This window comes from Providencia sp. PROV210 (assembly GCF_028479445.1).
GTDB classification, from domain to species: domain Bacteria; phylum Pseudomonadota; class Gammaproteobacteria; order Enterobacterales; family Enterobacteriaceae; genus Providencia; species Providencia rustigianii.
The window spans coordinates 310,542-335,384 of record NZ_JAMPNQ010000003.1; the positions used below are offsets into that span (position 1 = coordinate 310,542).

Consider the following 24,843-nt stretch of genomic DNA (forward strand, 5'->3'; position numbering starts at 1 on the left):
GCTGTTTTTGTTTTCAGTAGGGTATTAATAATTTCTTAACATATTAATCTTATGTGATATTGTGGATGGGTTTAATGACAAGACCCTGACAGGAAGGCATGTAATGAATGATGTGAAAAATCCTGAGAACCAACGACTATTACTCACACTCAGGAACATTGTTGGCAAAAAAAATATCCTCACCGAACCCCATAAAACAGAACGCTATCGGAAAGGTTTTCGTTCCGGCGTGGGAGATGCTATTGCCGTTGTATTTCCCACAACGTTATTAGAACAATGGTATGTATTTAAAGCCTGTGTTGAAGCTGACAAAATTGTCATCATGCAAGCCGCAAACACTGGTCTCACCGAAGGCTCTACACCAAGCGGCTATGATTATGATCGTGATATCGTGATTATTAGCACTTTACGCCTTAACCAAATTCAAGTCTTACCTGAGTTGAACCAAGTGGTTGCAATGCCAGGAAGCACATTATATGACCTCGAAAAAATTCTAAAACCACTGGGTCGTGAACCCCATTCCCTTATTGGCTCCTCCTGTATTGGAGCTTCAGTCGTGGGCGGTATTTGTAATAGCTCTGGTGGTTCATTGGTACGCAGAGGTCCAGCTTATACCGAGCTGGCGCTATATGGACGAGTGAATGAAGAAGGCACCGTTGAGCTAGTTAACCACTTAGGGATTGCATTGGGTGAAACTCCAGAAGAGATCCTAACTAATTTGCAGAATCGTCACTATAGTAGCGACGATGTACAGCTGAGTAACAAACTGGCATCTGATCATGAATATGCCCAGCGTGTACGTGATGTTAATGCAGATACGCCATCACGATTTAATGCGGATGAGCGTCGATTATTTGAAGCGTCTGGGTGTGCAGGTAAGTTAGCTGTTTTTGCTGTGCGTTTAGATACGTTCCCTGCCGATAAAGCAACCCAAGTTTTTTACATTGGATCGAATAATCCAGACGTCTTGGAAGATATTCGCCGCCATATCCTGAGTGAGTTTGAAAATCTCCCAGTTGCAGGCGAGTATATGCACCGTGGTTGTTTTGATATTGCAGAAATCTACGGTAAAGACACCTTTTTAATGATAGATAAGTTTGGTACAGATAAAATGCCAACCTTTTTTACCATTAAAGGGCGAATGGATGCAGTACTGAATAAAGTTCCATTGCTTCCATCCAACTTAATCGACCGCACTATGCAGCTATTAAGTAAACTATGGCCATCCCATTTACCGCCACGCATGAAACAGTTCCGTGATAAATATGAGCACCATTTAATGCTTAAAATGGCAGGGGACGGTATTGATGAGGCAAAAGTTTGGCTGAAATCATTCTTTGCAACTGCCGATGGCGGTTATTTTGAATGCACACCGGAAGAGGGTGCTAAAGCCTTCTTACATCGTTTTGCGGCCGCGGGATCCGCAGTTCGTTACCATGCGGTACATAATAAAGATGTTGAGGATGTATTACCGTTAGATATTGCGCTAAGACGGAATGACCGAGATTGGTTTGAAAAATTACCGCCTGAAATTGAAGATCTCATCGTCCATAAATTATATTGCGGACATTTTATGTGTCATGTAATGCATCAGGATTATGTGTTGAAAAAAGGGGTAAATCCTAAAGAACTGAAAGAGAAAATGTTGGCTCTTTTAGATGAAAGAGGTGCTCAGTATCCAGCTGAACATAATGTCGGGCATTTATATAAGGCTCCGATGCAATTAAAAACATTCTATAAAGAAACAGACCCAACCAATACGATGAATCCGGGACTGGGTAAAACCACGAAACGGAAACATTGGGATGGTGATTGCGGTTGTGATCATGAATAGGTGAGTATAGATTGATGGGCAGAAATTCTGCCCATTTTTAATCTAAAAACTAACTGGCGAGATCTGCGGCATAACTGACGAGCGCTTTTAGCTGCTGACAACGCTTCTCATCTTCATGATGAATATCCATTAAGAGCTGAATTTGCTGCATATATTCAGTTAAACGAGCTTCAGTAAAATAGTCACGACGATGTTGCAGCCAACGTTGTTGCTCATCATAAGATAGGGTTGCAGGGTAGTTACGCGCTTTATAGCGGAAAAATAACTCTTTCATGCGCTTATCTTCAAAGCTTAAATCTAACCCTGGTAGATTTTGGGGTGCAGTTTCACGAATGATATCCATGGTGGAACGATCGGAGGGTGAAAAGAAACCACTATAGATTTGCCTGTCAACATCATTCGATTCTTCAAATTGCTGGTCAACACTAAAAATCTCAATCAATTTATTACGAACATCTGGATTTTTACGCAATATTTCTAAATTACGCAGACATAAATCGCGATCAATTCCTGTACGTTCTGCATCGACGGTACGTAAAGTTTTTTCCGGAGCAAGAATTGGACATTTATTAATATGAACTAACTTAATTGGTACCGGAAGGGCATCACCTAATTCAGCTTTCGGTGTGTATAAGCGCTCACGCAGTTCATCCGCATTTAACGTGAGAAGCGGCGACATGTCGGCAGACAGGTCACACATAATCACTGCATTTTTATTATCTGGATGCCAAGCTAATGGTGCAACTAAGCTAACATAAGAGCGCAGTGCACCAAACATACCTGAAACATGCACCAGAGGTGTCATCTCCACAATATCGATGAGTTGACTGACTTTATTTTTATTTCGCAACTGATAAAAATAATCAAACATGCGCGGTTGGGCTTGTTTGAGTAATTTAGCCATATTGATAGTAGCTAATACATCAGACATAGCATCATGGGCATTTTCATGGGCGACGCCATTAGCTTTGGTTAAATGTTCAAGGCGTAGGCTAGGTAGCCCGTCATCATTTTCTGGCCAGTTAATTCCTTCAGGGCGCAGTGCAAAACAAGCGCGTAGAGCATCGAGTAGATCCCAACGAGAGTTTCCTTGCTGCCAGCTGTAGGCGTATGGGTCATAAAAATTACGATAAAAAATATTTCGTGTGACTTCATCATCAAAGCGAATATTGTTGTAACCCATAATACAGGTGTTGGGTGTACTAAATGACTGATGGATACGTTTAGCAAACTCGGCTTCATTTACCCCATTAGCTTGGGCAATTTGTGGGGTTATTCCGGTGATCATGACGGCTTCTGGTTGAGGCAGGTAGTCATCAGTAGGTTTGCAGTAAAATACTTCAGGTTCATCGATGATATTGAAATCTAAGTCTGTCCGCACACCCGCAAACTGTGCAGGGCGATCCAAAGCCGGATGCTTACCAAATGTTTCATAGTCATGAATAAAGAAGGTCGGCTGATTATGCTTATTTTTCAAAATGAGGTCCATCGTCGATTTAGGTGATTGGTGCAAACGCATTACGGTTTGACGCTATGGTAAACCATCTAGTGAAAAATCTAAACTTATGTGGGAGTTAGAGATTGCATTATATGGGATAGACACTGAATAAGTGATTCTTGGCCGCCATCTTCATTAGCTTCAAGCAAAGCTTGCTGTAAATAATATTTAATAAGGTTCGGTTCATTTCGTAGAAGCTCTGCGATTACATCACTGTGAAGGCGTGTCTTATCCATATTAACCTCAAAAGTAGTCTAGAGAAATTGAGTATAAAAAATAATCTGGATCAAAAAAATAGATGAATCTATACTAGCTGTAAGAATATATCTTACATGAGAACGCTTATGGCAAGAACAATGACAGTCGACCTCGGCGACGAACTTCGTGATTTTATCGATTCATTAGTGAATTCAGGGGATTACAGAACACAGAGTGAAGTCTTACGCGATGCCTTGCGTTTACTCAAGGAAAAGCAAGCGCAATCGCATGTGCAAGAATTAAAAGATCTTCTTGCTGAAGGGCTGAGCAGTGGGTCGCCAATTGCTTGGGATCAAACCAAATTCCTTCAACGGATGAAAGATAAGGTTAAAAATGAAAACGATAAATCTGACCCCAAAAGCGAATGAGGATTTAGAAGCCATTTGGAGGTATAGCCAGAAGCATTTTGGTATTAAAAAGGCTGAAGAGTATCTCATTCGGCTCACTAACAGTTTTGAGTTGTTAGCTCACCATGATATTGGTGTACAACGACGAGAATTAGGGCGAAATATATTCTCGTTGCCCGTTGAAAATCACACTGTCTTTTTTATTCCCTCCACATACTCCAAAACAGTGATCCGTGTATTGAATCAATACCAAGATGTTATGAGTAACATTAAATCAATAAAATAGCGAATGCATCTTGTAAGGTGACCATAGAAGAAGGTATTGTGTTAGGAGACAATACATTTTTAATATTGAATAGAGGATGTTAAACATGGACAACGCCAATAAACCAACTTTCCAAAATGTACTGGAATTTGTGCGTATGTTTCGCCGTAAAAATAAAATTCGCCGTGAAATAACGGATAACGAGAAGAAAATCCGTGATAACCAAAAACGTGTTTTACTTCTAGATAACCTAGGTGAATATATTAAACCTGGTATGTCCATTGATGATATTCAAGGCATTATCGCGAATATGCGCAGTGACTATGATGACCGTATCGACGATTACATCATTAAAAATGCAGAGTTATCGAAAGAACGTCGAGAAATCTCTAAAAAATTGAAAGAGATGGGTGAACTAGCTCGACCTGAATCGAAGTAATATTCGTTTTAATTTAATTTTAAAGAAGCTGATAAAATTTCAGCTTCTTTTTTAGAGAAAGAAACCTGTCAAAATTATAAAATAAGCGTCTTCACTTGCTTAATTAATGCACTTGCCAACCTCTCCATCTCTTCGTTCTCAATAAACCCCATCGTGATAGCTGCCGCAACCAATTCACCTTGTTGATTGAATATCGGGCAAGCAATAGATTGTGCTCCAGGGATCCCTTCTGTGGGTAAATAACGAATCGCGTAACCTTGCTGAATAATATGATTTAGTTCGTCATCAGAAAATGGATGAGTGGTAAATTGTTTATCAAATGCACAATAAATTAATCCTGCTGCGCTTTTATCAATGGGTAAAGGTGTATTGGGGAGAAAATCAATTTCTACATTTTTAAAGCTACGATTGTATTTTACCAAGGACAATGTTTTACCAATACGAATAGCGAGTCCCGTGGAAACATTCTGTGTGTCACGAAAATGGATCAAACTTTGGTTTATCACTTCAACAATTGACCCTTCTGTTGCAACAAAACTGGCTAAGAATGACAAATTTGGACCTAAACCATAGCGGCTGGTTTGTACATCTTGATAAAGCATTTGAGTCCGACATAACGAAACTAAATATTTATGTAAGCGGCTTTTCGATATTTCGCAGCCTTTGGAGATATCAGCCGCACGCGCAATACCACCATTTTGTGCGATGAAATTAAGAATACTTACAGCAATATCAACAGAATTAACACCTTGCAGTGTAGTCATACATAACCTCGTTTTATCTAGACCGCTGATTTTACCATGAGTTAAGAGTAGGAACTAATAACCGATATAGTGGCAAAGCACGATCACACTCATGGGTAAATTTTAGATCAAACAAGAGTAACTTTGACATGAAGCAAGTTCACTTATTATGAATGGAGTATACATATGGTGAACTAAATTTAAGGCAATGTTGAGGTTTACCATAATGAAAATTTACGATGAATTACGATTAAATCGCCGAACTTTACTCAAAGGAATGGGTGTTGTCGGCTTGGCGACGATAGCACCGAGCTCATTTGTACAAGCCAATAATAATCAGCCTTTACCCAAAGTGCGATTAAAGCTATCGGACTATAAAACGTTTCGTTCAACTTGTGCTATGGAGTGTTTACATTGCAACCTTACCGCCTATACCTATCAAGGTAAGCTGATGAAAATACAAGCGACTGAAGGTTTTAACGTGAAGTGTTGCTTACGAGGAATGAGCAGAACTAAATGGGTATACCATACAGAACGGGTGACGACACCATTACTCAGAGTTGGTGAGAAAGGTAAAGCTGAGTTCAAACCAATTTCATGGGATGAAGCATTGGATTTGATTGAGAAAAATATCCGAGAAACTATTGATAAATATGGTAATGAAGGCTTATTTATTTCGACCCATGCAGGAAATATGGACTCGATTAAAAATGATATGGGTAAGGCATTTTTTGATTACCTCGGAGGTGCTACAAAACAGGCAGGTTCACTGTGCTGTTCGGCGGTTACCGCCGCCATGATCCCCATGTTGGGACTGCGTTATGCGGATACGCGAGATACGATTGCAGATAGTCGTTATATTCTCTGTTGGGGAAATAACCCCGCAGTGACGATGCAAGCCTATTTTAAAAATTATAATCAGGCGCGTAAAAATGGCGCACGACTGGTTGTTATCGACCCACGATTTAATGAAACTGCGGCAAAAGCAGATGAATGGGTACCTATCATTCCAGGAACGGATACCGCACTCGCGTTAGGCATGATAAAAATCATTATTGAAGAGAATCGAATTGATGAGAGTTTTTTACGGGCGCATACCGGAGCTGTCTATCTTGTCGATAAGGATCAACATCAAATTAGAGAGGATGATAGCGATAAGGACAGTTATTGGGTCTTTGATATGATAAGTCAAAAGCCAGCCCGCCATGATCTTGCGGGTATTCAACCCGCACTACATCAAAGTGAATTGCCTGAAAATGCCGGATTCACAACTGTTTTTGAACAAATTTATCAGCAAGCGAAAGGATGGGATACTCAGCGAGTATCTAAGGAAACGGACGTTCCGGTTGAAACTATTGTACGCCTTGCTCGGGACTATTCATCGTTAACCCCATCGATGATTGTACAAAATATGTCTGGCGCTCAGCGTACAGAATATGGCACTTATGTCGCTGCTAGCCAGTTTTACCTCGCACTGTTGACAGGAAATATAGGTAAACGTGGAGCGGGTGTCTGTGATGCTGGTGGTGCTCGTCAGATGGCAAAATTTAATGCCATTGTCCCTCCAGCTCCAAATGCTAAAAATATTCCACCGATCCCTGTATCTAAGGTCGGCGAGTACATTGTTAATGATCAGCCACATCCAATTAATTTTTGGTGGATTATGACAATGGGGGTGATGACGCAATTACCGAATACGAACAAAGTCCGTGAGGCTCTCAAAAAAGTTCCGTTTGTTGTTGTTGCCGATAATTTAATGAGCTCAACGGCATTGTATGCAGACCTAGTCTTACCCGTAACGACAATCTTTGAAGATACTAGCTTGATGGCGGGGGTACGTAGCCAATATGTACAGTTGATGGAGAAAGCTGTCGAACCCGTAGGCGAAGCAAAACCAGATTATTGGATTTTCGCACAATTAGCAGAGCGTTTTGGCTTTGGCGATGTATTTAATAAACCCATTGAACACTATATTGATACCTGTTTAGAAGGCTCGGGTATTACTCGCGAAATGTTAGCTAAAGGTCCCGTTCGCCCAGTAGAGGGTGACTGGATCCCATTCAAAGATGGCGTATTTAGGACATCCACAAAAAAAGCCCACTTTTTTATTGAAGAGTGGCAAAAGAAAAAGTTTTCTCCCGTCGTTTCTTACTATCAGGTGACTGAATCAGTGCAAGGTTCCCCTGAGCTTGCTAAAAAATACCCATTAATGGCCGTGCAACGAAAGTTGGCTCGTAGCGTCCACTCTAGCCATGGCATGAATGAATGGATTCTAGAAATACATCGTAACCAACCTAATGTCTTGATCCATCCAGAAGATGCGGGAGAGCGAGGTATCAGAGATGGGGAATGGGCTATTGCGTTCAATAACCGCGGTGAACATCGAGCGATTGCAGTTGTGACCACGCATATCAAAAAGGGAGTTATTTCTCTAGATAATGGTTGGTGGGAACAGCAAGGAGGAAGCAGCAGCCACGTGACTAATGACCAAGTTGAGCATTTAGGTACTGGGCATTGTTGTAACAGTACCTTGGTTGATGTGAGAAGGGAGGCATAGTTATGGTAAAGCAATATGGTTTTTTAATTAATACGAAGGATTGTTATGGCTGCCGAACTTGCTCCATGGCATGTAAATCAGAAAATGTAACCCCTCCGGGAGTATTGTGGCGTCGAGTTCGAGAATTTAACGGTGACTCACCCAATACACAGGCATTTATCACGATGTCATGTAATCACTGTGATGACCCTCAATGCTTAAAAGTCTGTCCTGCGAATACTTACTCGAAGCGTGCTGATGGCATCGTTGTTCAAGACCATGAAAAGTGTATTGGATGCCAAATGTGTATCATGGCATGCCCATATCATGCACCCGTATTTGACCCTGCTGAAGGCAAAACCAGCAAGTGTAATATGTGCGCAGAACGGCTTGATGAGGGGTTATTGCCAAGGTGTGTAGAGTCTTGCCCTACAGGTGCCATCGAATTTGGTGATATCAATGAATTACGCAAGAAGCACACCACTAACTGGAGCGTATTGGAACAGAGTTACAACATGCCTGACCACACGATAAGCAACCCGAATATTGTCATCATTGGCATGGAGGACTAATCATGGATATTAAACATATGGAACTCCCGCTGGTGTTTTTTACAGTGATGAGTCAGTGGGGGATCGGTGCTGTTTTCGCATTAACTATTTACCAAATGAAAGCAAGTAAAGAGAACTTATTATCAGGTTCTGTACTACGCCGTGTCGTATTATTGATTTGGTTGATTGAAGTGATTGGCTCATCGATGTCAATGGGGCATTTAGGGGTTCCGTTAGAGGCATATCGCTCAGTTCTTGGATTAGGTCACTCTTGGTTGAGCCGTGAAGCGGTGACATTTGTATTATTAAACGGCGTAGTGACTCTTTGGGCGCTATCATGTTGGCTATCTCCTCAAGTCACTGTACGTAATCAGTTACTCGGCTGGTTAAGTGCTATTGGTGGCATTGCTGCTATTTTTGTGACAGCACAAGTTTATTATCAAATGATTGCTCATCCGTTATGGCATACCTCAGCGACACAAATCGCGTTCATTGGTAGTGCAATAGTACTGGGTTTTAGTCTCGTTACTTTATTCATTATTGGACAAGGAAAACCCGTTCCATCAGTTATCAAAATTGGTGTACTGATAGGAGTTGCATTGGTATTGGGGGCACAAATCATCCGCTTACAATTACCGGCAAGCCAAGGAGGAAGTTATTTGCTTTGGTGGCAGGTGGTGGTGAGTATGTTATTGCCTTGTATCGTGGTTATGAAAGGATATAAGGAGAAACAGCCCTCAGCGATTGTTATAGCATTGGTGATGCTACTTATATCTAGTGGTGAATTAGCGGGAAGGGCTCTATTTTATGGAAGCGTTATGATACAGGCACCTTGGTTTTAAATTTTTCAAATATTAACTTTAATCGTAAAAAGCCTTGATGGTTTCCCATCAAGGCTTTCATTTACCAGTTATCTAAGCATTAGACGTTGGCTGGTTTTGCCATTTCTGATGTTGCAACATTGGCAGCTACATGACCACCTGCACCTTTAGATTCAAAAGTGGATGGCTCACGTTGATACTCTTTAATTTCAAAATCTGAAGCAACTACAGCTGGAGCTGGTGCTTTAGTCATTGGTGAGTATGCATGACATTTATGTAAGCTTGCGGCTTTACTTGTTGCTTCTTCCTCCGCAGCCATAATTGGAGCGTCAACTACGGTGTCAGAAATTACAGTTTCTGTTACAACATTGTCTTCCGCTACAGTTTCTGTAACGGTAGTTTCTACGACGACAGGCTCAACATCAGTACTAATACTTTCGATTGTTGCTGGTGCTTCGATTACAACCTCAACAGGCGCTTCAACCACAGTTTCTACAGCTACATTGATTTCTTCAACGGTAGTTTCAACCACAGATTGAGGTGCTTCAATATCGGTTGTTACAGCATCAACATTAGTTTGTTGAACTTGCTCAACATGAGATTCAATAATTTGTATTGGCTCTTGTTTAACAACTTCAGTAACTGACTGAACAATAGCTAATTGATTTTGGCTATTATTTTGCTGCTCAAGCATTTCTTCATTTGTCATGATCTGCATATTTTCTTGCTGAGGAAGAATCACAGGATAACGAATGAAGACTTTACCTGATGCTAATTCAGGTGAAGCAACCGCTGCAAATAATGGCATTGGTGACTTGGTCAGATGACGCTCATCACGGTAGCGACGACGGCGTTGACCGCTTACACGTAAGTGGCGCGGCGAACGACGTGAACGACGAGGGATAATCGTATCCTGCTTCTCATCATCAGTTAATTGCTCATGAGGAGTCGTCAGGTTTTCATTGTCATTCAACTCAACGAAATCTTGATTTTTCTCTACATTAACTGTTGCTACAGGTAATGCGGCGACTGGAGCTGCAGATTTATCTTCAACAACTGGAGTACTTGCTTGTTGATCATTATCAGTAACACGGATTTTCTGTGTTAATTGACGACGTTGGCGACGAGGAGCGACTGGACGTTGCTCTTCTTCATCCTTATCTTTTGCTACAGTTGCATCAAGATTATTTTGCTGAGTATCTTCTTGAGTCTTCGCTACTTGTTGCTGACGTTTCTCATCTTGGCGACGACGGCGGTCTGCGCGTTGGTCACGACGCTGTGGAGCTTCACGTGTTGAGCTATCAGTTGCTTGCTCTTCAACAGGATTTGCATTTTTATTATTGCGATCCTTATTGCGGTTTGCAGCATCATCGGATTGCGCATTGCGGTTATTACGATTATTACGATTATCGCGGTTATCACGATTTTCATAATTATCATCACGGTCACGGCGGTTATTATTGCGACGATTATTGTTACGGCGATCATTGCCATTACGATCGTTATTGCGGCGACGGTCGTTATTTTGACGGCTTTTTTGAGCTGGTTGCTCAACAACTTTTTCTTCTTCAGCAAATAAACCTTTAAAGAAAGCTGCAATTTTACTAAATAACCCGACTTTTGGCAGGGCATCAACTTTAGCACTCGTTGGTGCTTTAGCTGGAGCTTCCTTCGGTTTCAGTGCTGGCATCTCAACAGGTTCTTGTAATGCAAATGCAGAAATAGCCGGTTGCTCAGGTGCTTTGCGTTCTGAAGATGATGGTTCATCGGCATGTGCTAAGGTTTCAGTTTCATGATACTGGGCTAAGTTATAGCTCAGAGTACTGATCTCTTCACCTTTACGAATACGGATCACATGGAAATGCGGTGTTTGCATCTGATCATTAGGAACAATAACGACGCGGACATTACGCTGACGCTGTTCAATATCAGTCACTGCTTGACGCTTTTCGTTCAGAAGGTATGACGCAATTTGTACAGGTACAATCGCATGGACTTCATGGGTATTCTCTTTCAGTGCTTCTTCTTCGATTAAACGTAGAACAGAAAGAGACAGTGACTCATTATCACGAATAGTTCCAGTACCGGTACAACGCGGGCAAACGTGATGGCTTGACTCACCCAGAGAAGGGCTCAAACGCTGACGGGACATTTCCAACAGACCAAATCGTGAGATGCGAGCGATTTGGATACGCGCACGGTCTTGACGCACAGCTTCACGTAAGCGGTTTTCGACTTCTCGTTGGTGACGAACAGGGGTCATATCGATAAAGTCGATAACAATTAGACCGCCTAGGTCACGCAGACGTAATTGACGAGCAATCTCATCAGCCGCTTCTAGGTTAGTATTAAATGCCGTTTCTTCGATATCTCCGCCACGTGTTGAACGAGAGGAGTTAATATCGATAGCAGTTAATGCTTCAGTTGTATCGATAACTAACGCACCACCTGAAGGTAAACGGACTTCACGTTGGAACGCTGATTCAATTTGAGATTCAATCTGGTAATGGCTGAATAAAGGCACATCACCACTGTAGTGTTTAATTTTGCTAGCAAAATCGCCACGACCAATGGATTCAATATGATTACGAGCCATTTCCACTACTTTTGGGTTATCGATGAGGATTTCACCAATATCTGGACGCAGATAGTCGCGGAATGCACGAACGATAACGTTACTTTCTTGGTGGATTAAGAAAGGCGCAGGGCGGTTTTCAGCCGCTTTTTGAATCGCTTCCCAGTGGCGTAAGCGATACAGCAAATCTTGTTGCAGAGATTCAGCCGATTTACCAACCCCAGCAGTACGAACAATTAAGCCCATACCGTCTGGAATTTCTAAACAGGATAAAGCTTCTTTTAATTCAGTACGATCTTCACCTTCAATACGACGAGAAATACCGCCGGCACGAGGGTTGTTTGGCATTAATACTAAGTAGCTACCAGCCAAACTAATAAAGGTCGTTAATGCAGCACCTTTATTACCACGTTCTTCTTTATCAACCTGAACGATAACTTCTTGGCCTTCTTTCAACACATCTTTGATGTTGGGACGGCCTTGAGAGTGATAGTTACTAGGGAAGTATTCGCGAGCGATTTCTTTGATAGGAAGGAAACCATGTCTTTCAGCGCCATAATCAACAAATGCAGCTTCTAGACTTGGCTCAATACGGGTAATTTTACCTTTATAAATATTCGCCTTTTTTTGCTCATGACCTGGGCTTTCGATATCCAAATCATAGAGTCGTTGCCCATCGACTAGGGCAACACGCAACTCTTCCTGTTGAGTTGCGTTTATTAGCATTCTTTTCATGTTATTACTTACTCATTATTTTTAAATATAAAGAGCAGCGAAAGAAAGAGCTACTGTAAACCGATGGCCTCATGATTTTTACAAAACCGTCTGCCTCTCGGCAGTCGTTCGTATAGAGACGCGCAATATTCGGTGAACCTGATTTTTAGATTAAAAATTCAGCGTTCTTAATCAGGATGCCGTAATTATCGTATAAAACGGAAGGTCCTAACCCAATAAGCCAAAATTCGTTGCTCGCTAAATTATCTGATTTTGTTAGATGTCTTACGCCATTGCTGCATCAGTCCGCCATCAAATAACAAATTTCTACTGCATTATGACTAACTTTGTATTCTGCTAGCTAGAAATAACTATAGCTGAAAGTGAATAAATCACTACGACTATGATAACAGTGCCAATTTTCGTTTTTTAAACATCTTGGCGTTGCTTATTATTCCATTGCCAAGTGCATTATAGCAAGTGTAACGTAAGTTATATGGAAATTTTATCAAGAAATTGGGTTGATTATGCAGAAATTGACCAATTTAAAAAAAATGATAAAAAAAATCGCGAAATCGGTATGATAGATAACATAAGAGAGACCGTATATTAATCAATCAGAGTTAGCGCATTCCCGAATGAAAACAGAAAACCAAGTTCAATTTATTGATATTAGTGATGATGAAGCAGGGCAACGTATTGACAACTTCCTATTGGGCAAGCTGAAAGGCGTTCCTAAAAGTATGATTTATCGAATCATCCGCAAGGGAGAAGTCCGCGTTAATAAAGGTCGCATTAAACCTGAGTACAAATTACAAGCCAATGACCAAGTCAGGGTTCCTCCGGTACGTGTCGCTGAGCGTGAAAATGCCCCTATTTCAGCTAAATTGGATAAAGTCGCGGCACTTGCGGACTGTATTCTATATGAAGATGAATCCATTTTAGTGATAAATAAACCATCGGGTACTGCGGTACACGGGGGGAGTGGCTTGAGTTTTGGTGTTATTGAAGGGTTACGTGCTTTGCGTCCTGAAGCGCGTTTCTTGGAATTAGTACATCGATTAGACCGAGATACGTCAGGAATATTACTCGTTGCTAAAAAACGTTCAGCTTTGCGCGCATTGCATGAACAATTACGTTTAAAACAGATGCAAAAAGATTATTTGGCATTGGTGCGTGGTAATTGGCAATCACATATGAAAGTGGTTCAAGCACCGTTGCTGAAAAATATTTTACAAAGTGGCGAGCGAATTGTCAGAGTGAATAGCGAAGGCAAACCATCAGAGACGCGGTTTAAGGTGGAGGAACGCTTTGATAACGCAACGCTGGTAAAAGCTAGCCCAGTTACAGGGAGAACTCATCAAATTCGTGTCCATACATTGCATGCGGGTCATCCAATCGCTTTTGATGACCGCTATGGTGATAAGCAATTTGATAGTCAACTTGCGGGGACAGGTTTAAAGCGCCTATTCCTTCACGCCAACGCATTAACATTTACTCACCCTAAAACTGGGGAAGAGATGCGAGTTGTTGCCCCATTGCATGAAGATTTAAATAAGTGCTTAAAAATTCTTAGGGCTAAAAAATCACAGTAATTGGTTTGGGTCGTTAGCTGGTATGGATTACCAGCTAACGTGAAAAACTAATCCAATAATGGGTTTACACCGTGTTGGCGGAGCATTTCTAGCAGTAAAATCGTTGGTAAGCCAATGAGCGTATTAGGGTCACGCCCTGATAATTTATCAAATAGGCTGACTCCTAGCCCTTCCGATTTAAAACTACCTGCACATTGGTAAGGTTCATCTTTATTCAGATAATTGGCGATCTCTTCATCTGTTAATGGTCTAAAATAAACATCAAAAGGTTCACACTGAACATTAAACTGATTTGTTGCACTATCAATTAAGCAAAGCCCAGTATAAAAAGTCACCTTTTGACCTGATGCGGCCTTGAGTTGTTTAAAGGCATTTTCAAAAGTATGTGGTTTTCCCACGATGTTATTATCAATAACACAGACTTGATCTGAGCCGATAATCAGATGTTGAGGGTACTGTTTGGTGAGTGCGTTCGCTTTTTCATGGGATAATCGCATCACGAGAGCTTGAGCTGATTCCTGTAAAATAGGGGTTTCATCAATATTAGGTGCTACGGCTAAAAAAGGAAGTCCAAGCTTCTTTAGGAGCGCTTGTCGATATTCAGAAGTTGACGCCAAAATAATAGATTTCATGATTTTTCTCGAAACTCATAGCCAAAAGGGATAACTCATTTTAAACTATATACCGCTTAACCGGCGATTTTTTGGTGAAAAGGCGAGTTTACCCCGCCTTTTTCTTTGACTATAGTTCATTACAAAGTTAATATGCGCGCCTTATGCAAAAGGTAAAATTACCCCTGACTATCGATGCGCAGCGTGCCGCTCAGAAAAACCTCGACTATGTCGGGAGTTATACACCTGAGCAAGTAACACGAATTGCCGAATCAGTAGTCAGTGTAGATAGTGATGTTGAATCCGAATTATCATTTAAAATTGATAAGCGACGTTTGACGGTAATAGAAGGGCATTCTGAATTGGATGTCACTCTACAATGCCAACGTTGCAGAAAAGATTTTAAACATCATGTCTACGTATCGTATTGTTTTAGTCCTGTCGTCAGTGACGAAAAGGCCGAAGCATTACCGGAAGAATATGAACCAGTTTATGTGAATGAATTTGGTGAAATAAATTTGCTGGGAATGTTAGAAGATGAAATAATTCTATCCTTACCAGTGGTTCCGGTTCATGATTCTGAACACTGTGAAGTGTCCGAGGCGGACATGGTATATGGCCAACTACCTCCTGAGGTAGAAAAGCCAAATCCATTTGCCGCATTAGCCAGTTTAAAGAAAAGTACTTAAGGAGTAAGGTCAATGGCCGTACAACAGAATAAACCAACTCGTTCAAAACGCGGTATGCGTCGTTCACATGATGCACTGACTGCTACCCTAGTTTCTGTAGATAAAACCTCCGGTGAAACTCACCTGCGTCACCATGTGACTGCAGATGGTTACTACCGTGGCCGTAAGGTTATCAACAAGTAATTGTTGATACTTTGGCTAGTCTAACCATCGCGTTAGATGCCATGGGCGGGGATATCGGTCCCCGCGTCACGGTGCCTGCTGCTTTGCAGGCACTGGCATCTAATCCAGCATTAAATTTACTGCTTGTCGGTCAACCCGAAGCCATTCATCCTTTGCTTGCACAACAAAGTGCGGAGCAACTTTCTCGTATCGAAATTATACCTGCCGAAGGCGTGATCGCTAATGATGCAAAACCATCTCATGCGATTAGGCAAAGTAAAGGGACGTCGATGCGGGTGGCATTGGAGTTAGTCAAGACAGGGCAGGCACAAGCTTGTGTGAGTGCTGGTAATACAGGCGCATTGATGGGTCTGGCAAAGTTGATGCTAAAATCAATTGAAGGTATTGAGCGTCCTGCATTAATGACTATCCTTCCAAATCAGAAGAAAGGTCAGACTGTCGTTCTCGATTTAGGCGCTAACGTCAATTGCAGTAGTGAAATGCTTGTGCAGTTTGCTGTGATGGGGTCTGTGATGGCAGAGGAAGTTGCCAATATCAATCAGCCCAAAGTTGCTTTACTTAATATTGGTGAAGAAGAAAGTAAAGGGCTGGACAATATCCGCGAAGCCGCCGCAATCTTGAAAGAAACGGCGTCCATTAATTACATCGGTTATGTTGAAGGCAATGAATTGCTAACAGGAAAAACGGATGTATTAGTGTGTGACGGCTTCGCAGGTAATGTTTCACTAAAAACAATGGAAGGAGTTATTCGTGTCATCCTTTCATTATTGAAATCTGCCGGTGAAGAAAACAAAAAAAGCAGCTGGTTTATGCAGCTTGCGAAAAAATGGTTGAAGAAACGTCTAATGAAGCGTTTTGGGGATATGAACCCTGACCAGTATAACGGTGCGACTCTGTTAGGATTAAAAGGTATTGTCATCAAAAGTCATGGTGCAGCAAATGAACGTGCATTTAAAGCTGCGATTGACCGTGCTGTACAAGCTGTTGAGCGGCAAGTACCTGAAAGAATAACAGCTCGACTTAATATTGTTTTACCCAGGAGTGATCAATAACCTATGTACAGTAAAATATTAGGAACAGGCAGCTATTTGCCATCGCAAGTTCGTACCAATGCTGATCTGGAAAAAATGGTTGATACTTCTGATGAGTGGATTGTGACGCGTACAGGTATTCATGAGAGACGAATTTCAGCTGACGATGAAAACGTGTCTACGATGGGCTTTCAAGCAGCAAAAAATGCGCTAGAAATGGCACAAGTCGACAGCAGTGAAATTGGTCTCATTATTGTTGCTACAACGTCTGCAACCCATGCATTTCCAAGTGCTGCATGTCAAATCCAACAAATGTTGGGAATAAATGACTGCGCTGCATTTGATGTTGCTGCAGCTTGTGCCGGTTTCACCTACGCCATTAGTATTGCTGATCAGTTTGTTAAAACTGGGATGACAAAAAAAGCTCTGGTTATTGGTGCAGATGCATTATCTAAAACTATTGATCCGAATGACCGTGGCACGATTATTTTATTCGGAGATGCTGCGGGTGCCGCAGTTATTGGTGTATCAGAAGAGCCGGGTATTATTTCAACACACTTGCATGCGGATGGACGTTATGGCGAATTATTGTCATTACCAAATCGCAGCCGTTGTTCAGATGACCAAGCTTATCTGTCAATGACCGGAAATGAAGTCTTTAAAGTGGCAGTGCGTGAATTAGCGCATATTGTTGATGAAACTCTCGCACAAAGCGGCATTGCCAAAGAGGAACTCGATTGGCTAGTTCCTCATCAAGCTAATTTAAGAATTATTTCTGCGACAGCGAAAAAATTGGATATGACCATGGATAAAGTGGTTGTGACCTTAGATCGTCACGGAAATACTTCTGCAGCATCAGTCCCAACAGCATTGGATGAAGCGGTACGCGATGGGCGTATCCAACGCGGTCAATTGGTTCTATTAGAAGCATTTGGTGGCGGATTCACTTGGGGCTCTGCATTGGTTCGTTTTTAATTTACTGAGAAAACAAACATGACACAATTTGCGATGGTATTTCCCGGACAGGGTTCTCAGACTTTAGGAATGTTAGCCGCTTTAGCTGAACAAAATCAGCTGATTGAGCAAACATTTGCTGAAGCATCAGATGCATTGGGTTACGATCTTTGGGCATTAGTACAAAATGGACCAGAAGAAGAGCTAAACAAAACATGGCAGACTCAGCCTGCATTACTCGCAGCGTCTGTGGCTATCTTCCGTGTTTGGCAAGAAAAAAATGGCAAAATGCCGGCTATCATGGCGGGGCATAGTCTCGGAGAGTACTCAGCATTAGTTTGTGCGGGTGTTATCGATTTCAAGCAAGCCATTAAATTGGTAGAATTGCGTGGTAAATTAATGCAAGAAGCCGTTCCTGCGGGCACAGGTGCAATGTATGCGATTATCGGTCTAGATAATGAATCTATCGAAAAAGCATGCCAAGAAGCCGCTCAAGGGCAAGTGGTATCTCCAGTGAATTTCAACTCGCCAGGTCAAGTGGTTATTGCTGGAGAAAAAGCCGCTGTTGAACGTGCGGGTGCAGCTTGTAAAGAAGCGGGTGCAAAACGTGCTTTGCCTTTATCTGTTAGCGTGCCTTCTCACTGTGCATTAATGAAGCCAGCTGCGGATAAATTAGCCGAAGCATTAGAAAAAATTGAATTTTGTGAGCCAGCATACCCAGTTATTAACAATGTTGATGTTAAAATTGAAAAATCGGCGCAAAATATTCGTGATGCTTTAGTGCGTCAACTGTATAATCCGGTACGCTGGACAGAAACAGTAGAATTGATGGCAAATCAAGGCATTGAGCAATTGGTTGAAATGGGTCCAGGTAAAGTCCTGACTGGTCTAACCAAGCGAATTGTCTCTAATTTAACTGCCGTTGCAGTCAATGATCCTGTATCATTAGACTCGGCTTTAGAAACTATCTGAGGACGACAATGAGCTTTGAAGGAAAAATTGCACTAGTAACTGGTGCTAGCCGCGGTATTGGTAAAGCGATCGCTTTAACTCTGACTGCGCGTGGTGCCACGGTTATTGGTACTGCAACAAGCGAAAAAGGCGCTGAAGCGATTACTGCCTATTTAGATGGCAAAGGTAAAGGCTTAGCGTTAAATGTGACAGATCCAGCATCAATTGAAGAAACATTGACCCAGATCCGTGCGGAATTTGGCGAAATTGATATTTTAGTCAATAATGCAGGTATCACACGCGATAACTTATTGATGCGCATGAAGGATAATGAGTGGCAAGATATTATTGACACGAATCTTTCATCCGTTTACCGTTTGTCTAAATCCGTTTTGCGTGCCATGATGAAAAAACGTTGTGGGCGTATTATTTCAATTGCATCTGTTGTGGGTGTGATGGGAAATGCGGGACAAACAAACTACGCGGCAGCGAAAGCAGGGTTAATTGGTTTTAGTAAATCATTAGCTCGTGAAGTCGCTTCTCGTGGTATCACTGTCAACGTTGTTGCTCCCGGTTTTATCGAAACCGATATGACCAAAGCATTGACAGAAGAACAACGTGCAGGCATTTTATCTCAGGTTCCTGCGGATAGACTGGGTGATGCACAAGAAATTGCCAGTGCTGTAGCATTTTTAGCTTCTGACGAAGCTGCTTACATCACAGGTGAAACATTACATGTCAATGGCGGCATGTACATGATCTAAAGAAATGAGGGAACCATTTACATTTTTTTGTGTTACATAACGCGAAAGAATGTGAAGTTATGGTTTCTACAGCCGGGATTGGGTTGTATCTTTTCCTGTATTTCATAAACTACGAAAACCATCGCGAAAGCGAGTTTTGATAGGAATTTTAATAGTATGAGCACTATCGAAGAACGCGTTAAGAAAATCATCGTTGAACAACTGGGTGTTAAAGAGGAAGAAGTTGTAAATACAGCTTCATTTGTTGATGACTTGGGCGCTGATTCTCTTGACACAGTAGAACTGGTTATGGCTCTGGAAGAAGAGTTCGATTGCGAAATCCCTGACGAAGAAGCTGAAAAGATCACAACTGTACAGGCTGCAATTGACTACGTCAAAGCATCCGAGTAATAGCTGTAAAACTTATCTAGGCGATCACTCGATCGCCTATGTTTCTTTTGTAACTAATTCCCTCCTTGGAGGACATACGTGTCTAAGCGTCGTGTAGTCGTAACCGGACTGGGCATGTTATCTCCTGTCGGCAATACAGTTGATTCATCATGGAAAGCTGTTTGTGGCGGACAGAGTGGTATCAGCCTAATCGATCATTTTGATACTACTAACCACGCAACTAAATTTGCTGGCTTAGTAAAAGATTTCAATTACGAAGATTTTGACATCTCTCGCAAAGATGCGAAGAAGATGGACCCATTTATTCAATATGGTATCGCAGCGGGCTATCAAGCTTTCAAAGATGCTGGATTGGAAGTAACAGAAGCCAATGCTACTCGTATCGGTTTAGCGATTGGTTCTGGTATTGGCGGGTTAGGGTTAATTCAGGATAACTGTGAATCTATGATGGCCGGTGGCCCTCGTAAAGTTAGCCCATTCTTCGTACCTTCGACAATCATCAACATGGCTGCTGGTCACTTAAGCATCATGTATGGCTTCCGTGGTCCGAGTATTTCCATCGCGACAGCGTGTACGTCAGGTGTTCATAACATTGGACATGCTGCCCGTATGATTGCCTATGGTGATGCGGATGTGATGTTAGCCGGTGGTACAGAAAAAGCAACGACACCATTAGGTGTTGCAGGCTTTGGTGCTGCCCGAGCATTATCTACCCGCAATGATGACCCACAAGCAGCAAGTCGTCCTTGGGATAAAGACCGTGACGGTTTTGTTCTTGGTGATGGTGCAGGTATCCTTGTTCTTGAAGAATATGAGCATGCAAAAGCACGTGGCGCGAAAATTTACGCAGAAATTGCTGGCTTTGGTATGAGCAGCGATGCTTACCATATGACATCACCACCAGAAAATGGTGCTGGTGCAGCGTTAGCGATGGAAAATGCGTTAAAAGATGCAGGCATTAAAGCCAGTGATATTGGTTATATTAATGCACACGGAACATCAACGCCAGCAGGCGACTTAGCTGAAACACAAGCCGTCAAGTCTGTATTTGGTGAAGATACAAAAGTCTTAGTTAGTTCAACAAAATCCATGACAGGTCACTTATTAGGTGCTGCGGGTGCCGTTGAATCTATCTTTACGATCTTATCTCTGTGTGACCAAATCATTCCACCGACAATCAATTTGGACAATCCTGATGAAGGTTGTACTCTTGATTTTGTACCAGGTAAAGCGCGTAAAATTGAAAACATGGAGTACGCTCTGTGCAACTCGTTTGGCTTTGGTGGTACTAACGGTTCATTGATTTTCCGCCGCTATCACGCTGAATAATCAATCATTCGTTCTAATGCTAAGCCTCAGTGTCTTTGATACTGGGGCTTTATTTTTGCCTTCCTTTTGCAGAGCTCCTCGCTTTAGTTTATGATTAGAACACCTTGTTACTGTCTGATTTATCAGCATTTATCATAAGAAGCATCCATGTCTTATTGGGTTAATGGTGTTCCTCACCAACAAATCGATATTACAGATCGTGCCGTTTCCTTTGGGGATGGTTGTTTTACGACGATCCTTGGAATCAATCAGCAAGCAAAGATGCTTGATAAACATATTCTTCGCTTACAGAGGGATAGCGTACGTCTCAAGCTCCCTGAAATTGATTGGCATCAACTGAGTGAACATATTATTCAAGTTTGTCGCCAACAAACAGACGATGAGTTTGTAATCAAAGTCATCGTCAGCCGAGGTGTGGGGGGACGGGGATATAGTTCTCAAGGTTTTCATCAGGCGACAGTTATGGTGATGGTTTCTCCATTTCCAAAACACTACGCTACGTTGCAATGTCAAGGTGCTAGTTTACTATTAAGCCAGACTCCCTTAAGTCGTAATCCATTATTAGCAGGTATGAAGCATCTCAATCGTTTAGAACAAGTTCTTATTCGACAAGAAGTGGATGAGGCTCAAATGGATGAGGCAGTAGTGTTAGATACTAATGGGGTGATAGTTGAATGTTGTAGCGCCAATATATTTTGGCGTATAGGAAATGAGGTATATACCCCGTTACTTAGTCAAGCTGGGGTAAATGGAATTATGAGACAAAAGATAATAGCCCAGCTAGCGAGTAGTCAGTACCATTTACGGGAAGTTGAGCGTTTTCCTGCAATATTGTACCAGTGTGATGAAGTGTTAATTTGCAATGCACTGATGCCGATATTACCCGTAAAAAGTATTCAGTTTGATCCTGAAAAAACAGTAAATTACCAGTCTAGAGAGCTGTTTGAATATCTACTACTACGTTGTCCACATTAGCCTCATTAAGGGGCTTGAAAGTTGGTGAAAAATCACCTTTAGGCTAAAATCGGTTTAGCGTAGTAATTATTTAATCCACATCGTTTTATGAACGAACAGTACGTTTAAGTGACCAATAAATGAAATTAACCAAAAAAATAGCGCTTATTGTTTTTGTTCTTGTGGTAATTGGTGCCATCGTTTTTTATATGCAATACCGTCAAGTTCTTGATTATGCAAAACATCCTACTAATTTAGTTCAGGATAAAATTTTTACAGTTCCTGCGGGTACGGGTAGAGTGGCGTTAGAAAACTTATTGGTTAAAGAGCAATTAATTGATGAAAATCATAATTTTCAATTACTTCTAAAGTTGCGTCCTGAATTAGCTCAATTTAAAGCGGGAACGTATCGCTTACAGCCGAATATGACGATTGAAGAGTTATTATTATTGATAGCGAGCGGCAAAGAAGCTCAATTTAGTATCCGCTTTATCGAGGGCAATAGACTCTCTGATTGGAGCAACATTTTACGTGATGCCCCTTACATGGAACATAAAACGCAGGATGCTACGCCAACCGAGCTATATAGCATGCTGGATTTTAAAGAAGGGGATAATTTAGAAGGCTGGTTATATCCAGATACCTATTTGTATACAGCCGGAACCAGCGATGTAGAGATTTTAAAACGCGCCTATAAACGTATGAAAACCACGTTAGATGAAGAGTGGAAAGGTCGTGATAAAGATTTACCGTATAAAAATGCCTATGAAATGCTAATTATGGCATCAATTATTGAGAAAGAAACGGGCGTAGAAAACGAAAGGTCACAAGTTGCCTCTGTATTCGTGAATCGTTTAAAGAAAAATATGCGCTTACAAACTGACCCGACAGTCATCTATGGGTTAGGGGATAAGTATCGTGGTAAAATTTATCGTAGTGATTTGGATAACCATACCCCATACAATACATATAAAATTGATGGGTTACCGCCAACACCGATAGCCATGCCGGGATTAGCATCAATCAAAGCTGCCGCTCATCCGGCAAAAACAGATTACTTATATTTTGTCGCCGATGGTACTGGTGGACATACATTTAGTCGCAATCTTAATGACCACAATCGGGCTGTTAAGGTTTACCGACAAATTGAACAACAAAATTGATAAGCGAAATGAAAAACCAATTTATTGTCATTGAAGGGTTAGAAGGGGCAGGAAAGACAACAGCGATAAATACCGTTGTTGAAACACTGAAACTTGCGGGCATTAACGAGATGGTCTTTACTCGTGAACCAGGCGGAACTCCGTTAGCAGAAAAGCTCCGTGAGCTGATTAAGCAAGGCATTGAAGGGGACAAAGTCACCGACAAAGCTGAGTTATTGATGCTGTATGCAGCACGAGTACAGCTCGTTGATACAGTGATCAAACCTGCTTTAGCCGCAGGGAAATGGGTGATTGGTGATAGACATGACTTGTCCTCTCAAGCCTATCAAGGTGGCGGCCGTGAAATAGATCGTCATTTAATGGCATCTTTACGAAATTTGGTATTGGGTGATTTTAAGCCATCACTAACATTATATCTGGATTTACCGCCAGAATTAGGCTTACAGCGTGCCCGTTCTCGTGGCGAATTAGACCGTATTGAGAAGGAATCGTTAGCATTCTTTGAGCGTACTCGTCATCGTTATCTGGAACTAGCTGCCGCTGACGATACTATTTTAACCATCGATGCTAGCCAAGATATCGAGCAAGTACAAACTGATATTCGCCGTACTTTGCTGGAATGGTTGGGGAAATAAGGCTACTAACATGAATTGGTACCCATGGCTGAATGATGCATATCGTCAATTAATTGGTGCATACCAAGCTGGACGCGGACACCATGCATTACTCATACACTCAATTGCGGGAAATGGAGCCGATGCACTCAGTTATGGTATGAGTCGTTGGCTGATTTGTCAGAATAAAGATGGGCTGAAAAGCTGCGGCGAGTGTCACAGCTGTCGTTTGATGCTTGCTGGAACGCATCCTGACTACCATGTATTAGATGTGGAAAAAGGTAAGTCAACAATCAGTATTGATGCGGTACGTAAGTTAACTGAAACCTTAAGTGGTCATGCTCAGCAAAATGGCGCTAAAGTCGTCGCTATACCTAATGGGCAAGCACTGACTGATGCGGCGGCGAATGCATTGTTAAAGACATTGGAAGAGCCATCAAAACAAACATATTTTTTACTGGGTTGTGAAAAGCCAGAGAATCTGTTGGCTACCTTAAGAAGTCGCTGTTTAACTTATTTCTTATCCGCACCAGCACCAGAAATCGCGTTATACTGGCTACAAAAACAGATGCCAGAAGTCAATGTTGATGATGCTGTGACAGCACTAAGGTTAAGCCAAGATGCGCCAATTGCGGCATTACAGCTTCTTGAACCGCAACATTGGCAAAAACGCACGTTATTGTGCAACGAATTGGAACAAAGTCTGCGCACCAAAGATTTTTTGCGCCTGTTACCCGCACTGAACACAGATAATGCGCCAGAATGCATTAGTTGGCTGTTAGGCTTGTTATCGGATAGCATCAAAATTCAGCAAAAAGCGAGTCAATTTTGTGTTAACCAAGACCAAATTGGGCGAGTCACTTTGTTAGCAACGACGATGAGCAGTTCTCAGTTACTTGATTTATATGGTAAGTGGCAAGATTGTCGTCATCAATTACTGACTGTACCCGCACTCAATCAGGAGCTGATCCTGAGTAATCAGTTATTACAGTGGGAAGCGCTATTCGCTTCGCCTTCAAGATAAAAAGAGTAAA

At 41.8% G+C, this 24,843-nt stretch carries 25 protein-coding genes; 20 read left to right on the top strand and 5 right to left on the bottom strand.

Annotated elements, in window-relative coordinates; genetic code table 11:
* The first annotated feature begins 103 nt into the window (after window positions 1–103).
* Window positions 104–1,834, top strand: coding sequence for a D-lactate dehydrogenase (dld, locus tag PR761_RS01935; protein ID WP_112836923.1), 1,731 nt, complete (start codon window positions 104–106; stop codon window positions 1,832–1,834).
* A 49-nt stretch (window positions 1,835–1,883) separates the two neighbouring features.
* Here dld and sbcB read toward each other — a convergent pair whose 3' ends face one another.
* Together sbcB and PR761_RS01945 are read right to left on the bottom strand one after the other, a co-directional pair.
* The gene (gene sbcB, locus PR761_RS01940; protein WP_006815440.1) at window positions 1,884–3,323 is read right to left on the bottom strand and encodes an exodeoxyribonuclease I; all 1,440 of its coding nucleotides are present in this window, start codon (window positions 3,321–3,323) and stop codon (window positions 1,884–1,886) included.
* A 74-nt stretch (window positions 3,324–3,397) separates the two neighbouring features.
* The gene (locus tag PR761_RS01945; protein WP_006815439.1) at window positions 3,398–3,568 is read right to left on the bottom strand and encodes a hypothetical protein; all 171 of its coding nucleotides are present in this window, start codon (window positions 3,566–3,568) and stop codon (window positions 3,398–3,400) included.
* 108 nt (window positions 3,569–3,676) lie between these two features.
* Here PR761_RS01945 and PR761_RS01950 point away from each other — a divergent pair, with 108 nt between their 5' ends.
* The 3 genes from PR761_RS01950 to tmaR all read left to right on the top strand — a co-directional run bounded on the left by PR761_RS01950 (window position 3,677) and on the right by tmaR (window position 4,641).
* Complete coding sequence (locus PR761_RS01950) at window positions 3,677–3,958, top strand: type II toxin-antitoxin system ParD family antitoxin (RefSeq protein ID WP_039855315.1); 282 nt, start codon at window positions 3,677–3,679, stop codon at window positions 3,956–3,958.
* Window positions 3,924–4,223, top strand: a complete 300-nt coding sequence (locus PR761_RS01955) for a type II toxin-antitoxin system RelE/ParE family toxin (RefSeq protein ID WP_006815437.1) — start codon at window positions 3,924–3,926, stop codon at window positions 4,221–4,223. The genes PR761_RS01950 and PR761_RS01955 overlap by 35 nt, the downstream gene beginning before the upstream one ends.
* An 85-nt stretch (window positions 4,224–4,308) precedes the next feature.
* Complete coding sequence (tmaR, locus tag PR761_RS01960; RefSeq protein WP_039855311.1) at window positions 4,309–4,641, top strand: PTS system regulator TmaR; 333 nt, start codon at window positions 4,309–4,311, stop codon at window positions 4,639–4,641.
* Window positions 4,642–4,715: 74 nt separating this feature from the next.
* On the opposite strand, the gene PR761_RS01965 is transcribed toward tmaR, so the two are convergent.
* Window positions 4,716–5,405, bottom strand: coding sequence for a helix-turn-helix domain-containing protein (locus PR761_RS01965; RefSeq protein ID WP_006815435.1), 690 nt, complete (start codon window positions 5,403–5,405; stop codon window positions 4,716–4,718).
* Between the two features lie 205 nt (window positions 5,406–5,610).
* On the opposite strand from PR761_RS01965, the gene PR761_RS01970 reads away from it, so the two are divergent.
* From PR761_RS01970 to PR761_RS01980, 3 genes are read left to right on the top strand one after another with little or no spacing between them, the layout of a single operon-like run.
* Window positions 5,611–7,941 (top strand): molybdopterin-containing oxidoreductase family protein, encoded by a 2,331-nt coding sequence (locus PR761_RS01970; protein WP_154611159.1) that lies wholly within the window; start codon window positions 5,611–5,613, stop codon window positions 7,939–7,941.
* A gap of 2 nt (window positions 7,942–7,943) precedes the next feature.
* Window positions 7,944–8,492: a 4Fe-4S dicluster domain-containing protein gene (locus PR761_RS01975; protein WP_164717574.1), complete on the top strand. Its 549-nt coding sequence runs from the start codon at window positions 7,944–7,946 to the stop codon at window positions 8,490–8,492.
* Window positions 8,493–8,494: 2 nt separating this feature from the next.
* Window positions 8,495–9,313: a dimethyl sulfoxide reductase anchor subunit family protein gene (locus tag PR761_RS01980; RefSeq protein ID WP_006815432.1), complete on the top strand. Its 819-nt coding sequence runs from the start codon at window positions 8,495–8,497 to the stop codon at window positions 9,311–9,313.
* A 79-nt stretch (window positions 9,314–9,392) separates the two neighbouring features.
* On the opposite strand, the gene rne is transcribed toward PR761_RS01980, so the two are convergent.
* The gene (gene rne, locus PR761_RS01985; RefSeq protein WP_006815431.1) at window positions 9,393–12,602 is read right to left on the bottom strand and encodes a ribonuclease E; all 3,210 of its coding nucleotides are present in this window, start codon (window positions 12,600–12,602) and stop codon (window positions 9,393–9,395) included.
* A 617-nt stretch (window positions 12,603–13,219) separates the two neighbouring features.
* Here rne and rluC point away from each other — a divergent pair.
* Window positions 13,220–14,176, top strand: coding sequence for a 23S rRNA pseudouridine(955/2504/2580) synthase RluC (gene rluC / locus PR761_RS01990; RefSeq protein WP_126460782.1), 957 nt, complete (start codon window positions 13,220–13,222; stop codon window positions 14,174–14,176).
* Between the two features lie 47 nt (window positions 14,177–14,223).
* Here the strand turns inward: rluC and PR761_RS01995 are convergent, their stop codons facing one another.
* A complete protein-coding gene (locus PR761_RS01995) occupies window positions 14,224–14,808 on the bottom strand; it encodes a Maf family protein (protein WP_115164438.1) in 585 nt (194 codons plus the stop codon).
* Window positions 14,809–14,951: 143 nt separating this feature from the next.
* On the opposite strand from PR761_RS01995, the gene yceD reads away from it, so the two are divergent.
* The 12 genes from yceD to holB all read left to right on the top strand — a co-directional run bounded on the left by yceD (window position 14,952) and on the right by holB (window position 24,833).
* Entirely contained in the window at window positions 14,952–15,476 is a 525-nt protein-coding gene (gene yceD, locus PR761_RS02000) for a 23S rRNA accumulation protein YceD (protein WP_006815428.1), read from the top strand.
* A gap of 12 nt (window positions 15,477–15,488) precedes the next feature.
* Window positions 15,489–15,659 (top strand): 50S ribosomal protein L32, encoded by a 171-nt coding sequence (gene rpmF / locus PR761_RS02005; protein ID WP_004253223.1) that lies wholly within the window; start codon window positions 15,489–15,491, stop codon window positions 15,657–15,659.
* A gap of 11 nt (window positions 15,660–15,670) precedes the next feature.
* Window positions 15,671–16,711 (top strand): phosphate acyltransferase PlsX, encoded by a 1,041-nt coding sequence (gene plsX / locus PR761_RS02010; protein ID WP_071599556.1) that lies wholly within the window; start codon window positions 15,671–15,673, stop codon window positions 16,709–16,711.
* A gap of 3 nt (window positions 16,712–16,714) precedes the next feature.
* Window positions 16,715–17,665 carry a beta-ketoacyl-ACP synthase III gene (locus tag PR761_RS02015; RefSeq protein ID WP_006815426.1) on the top strand — a complete coding sequence of 317 codons (951 nt, stop codon included), beginning with the start codon at window positions 16,715–16,717 and terminating at the stop codon, window positions 17,663–17,665.
* Between the two features lie 18 nt (window positions 17,666–17,683).
* A complete protein-coding gene (gene fabD, locus PR761_RS02020; protein WP_006815425.1) occupies window positions 17,684–18,616 on the top strand; it encodes an ACP S-malonyltransferase in 933 nt (310 codons plus the stop codon).
* A gap of 8 nt (window positions 18,617–18,624) precedes the next feature.
* Window positions 18,625–19,359 carry a 3-oxoacyl-ACP reductase FabG gene (gene fabG / locus PR761_RS02025; RefSeq protein ID WP_006815424.1) on the top strand — a complete coding sequence of 245 codons (735 nt, stop codon included), beginning with the start codon at window positions 18,625–18,627 and terminating at the stop codon, window positions 19,357–19,359.
* 156 nt (window positions 19,360–19,515) lie between these two features.
* Window positions 19,516–19,749, top strand: a complete 234-nt coding sequence (gene acpP, locus PR761_RS02030; protein WP_006660807.1) for an acyl carrier protein — start codon at window positions 19,516–19,518, stop codon at window positions 19,747–19,749.
* A 78-nt stretch (window positions 19,750–19,827) separates the two neighbouring features.
* On the top strand, window positions 19,828–21,078 hold the full coding sequence (fabF, locus tag PR761_RS02035) for a beta-ketoacyl-ACP synthase II (RefSeq protein ID WP_039855293.1): 1,251 nt from the start codon (window positions 19,828–19,830) through the stop codon (window positions 21,076–21,078).
* A 147-nt stretch (window positions 21,079–21,225) separates the two neighbouring features.
* Window positions 21,226–22,053, top strand: coding sequence for an aminodeoxychorismate lyase (gene pabC / locus PR761_RS02040; RefSeq protein ID WP_154611158.1), 828 nt, complete (start codon window positions 21,226–21,228; stop codon window positions 22,051–22,053).
* A gap of 119 nt (window positions 22,054–22,172) precedes the next feature.
* A complete protein-coding gene (mltG, locus tag PR761_RS02045) occupies window positions 22,173–23,195 on the top strand; it encodes an endolytic transglycosylase MltG (RefSeq protein ID WP_115164436.1) in 1,023 nt (340 codons plus the stop codon).
* An 8-nt stretch (window positions 23,196–23,203) separates the two neighbouring features.
* On the top strand, window positions 23,204–23,830 hold the full coding sequence (gene tmk, locus PR761_RS02050) for a dTMP kinase (protein ID WP_006815420.1): 627 nt from the start codon (window positions 23,204–23,206) through the stop codon (window positions 23,828–23,830).
* A 10-nt stretch (window positions 23,831–23,840) separates the two neighbouring features.
* Complete coding sequence (gene holB / locus PR761_RS02055) at window positions 23,841–24,833, top strand: DNA polymerase III subunit delta' (protein ID WP_006815419.1); 993 nt, start codon at window positions 23,841–23,843, stop codon at window positions 24,831–24,833.
* Window positions 24,834–24,843: the final 10 nt, after the last annotated feature.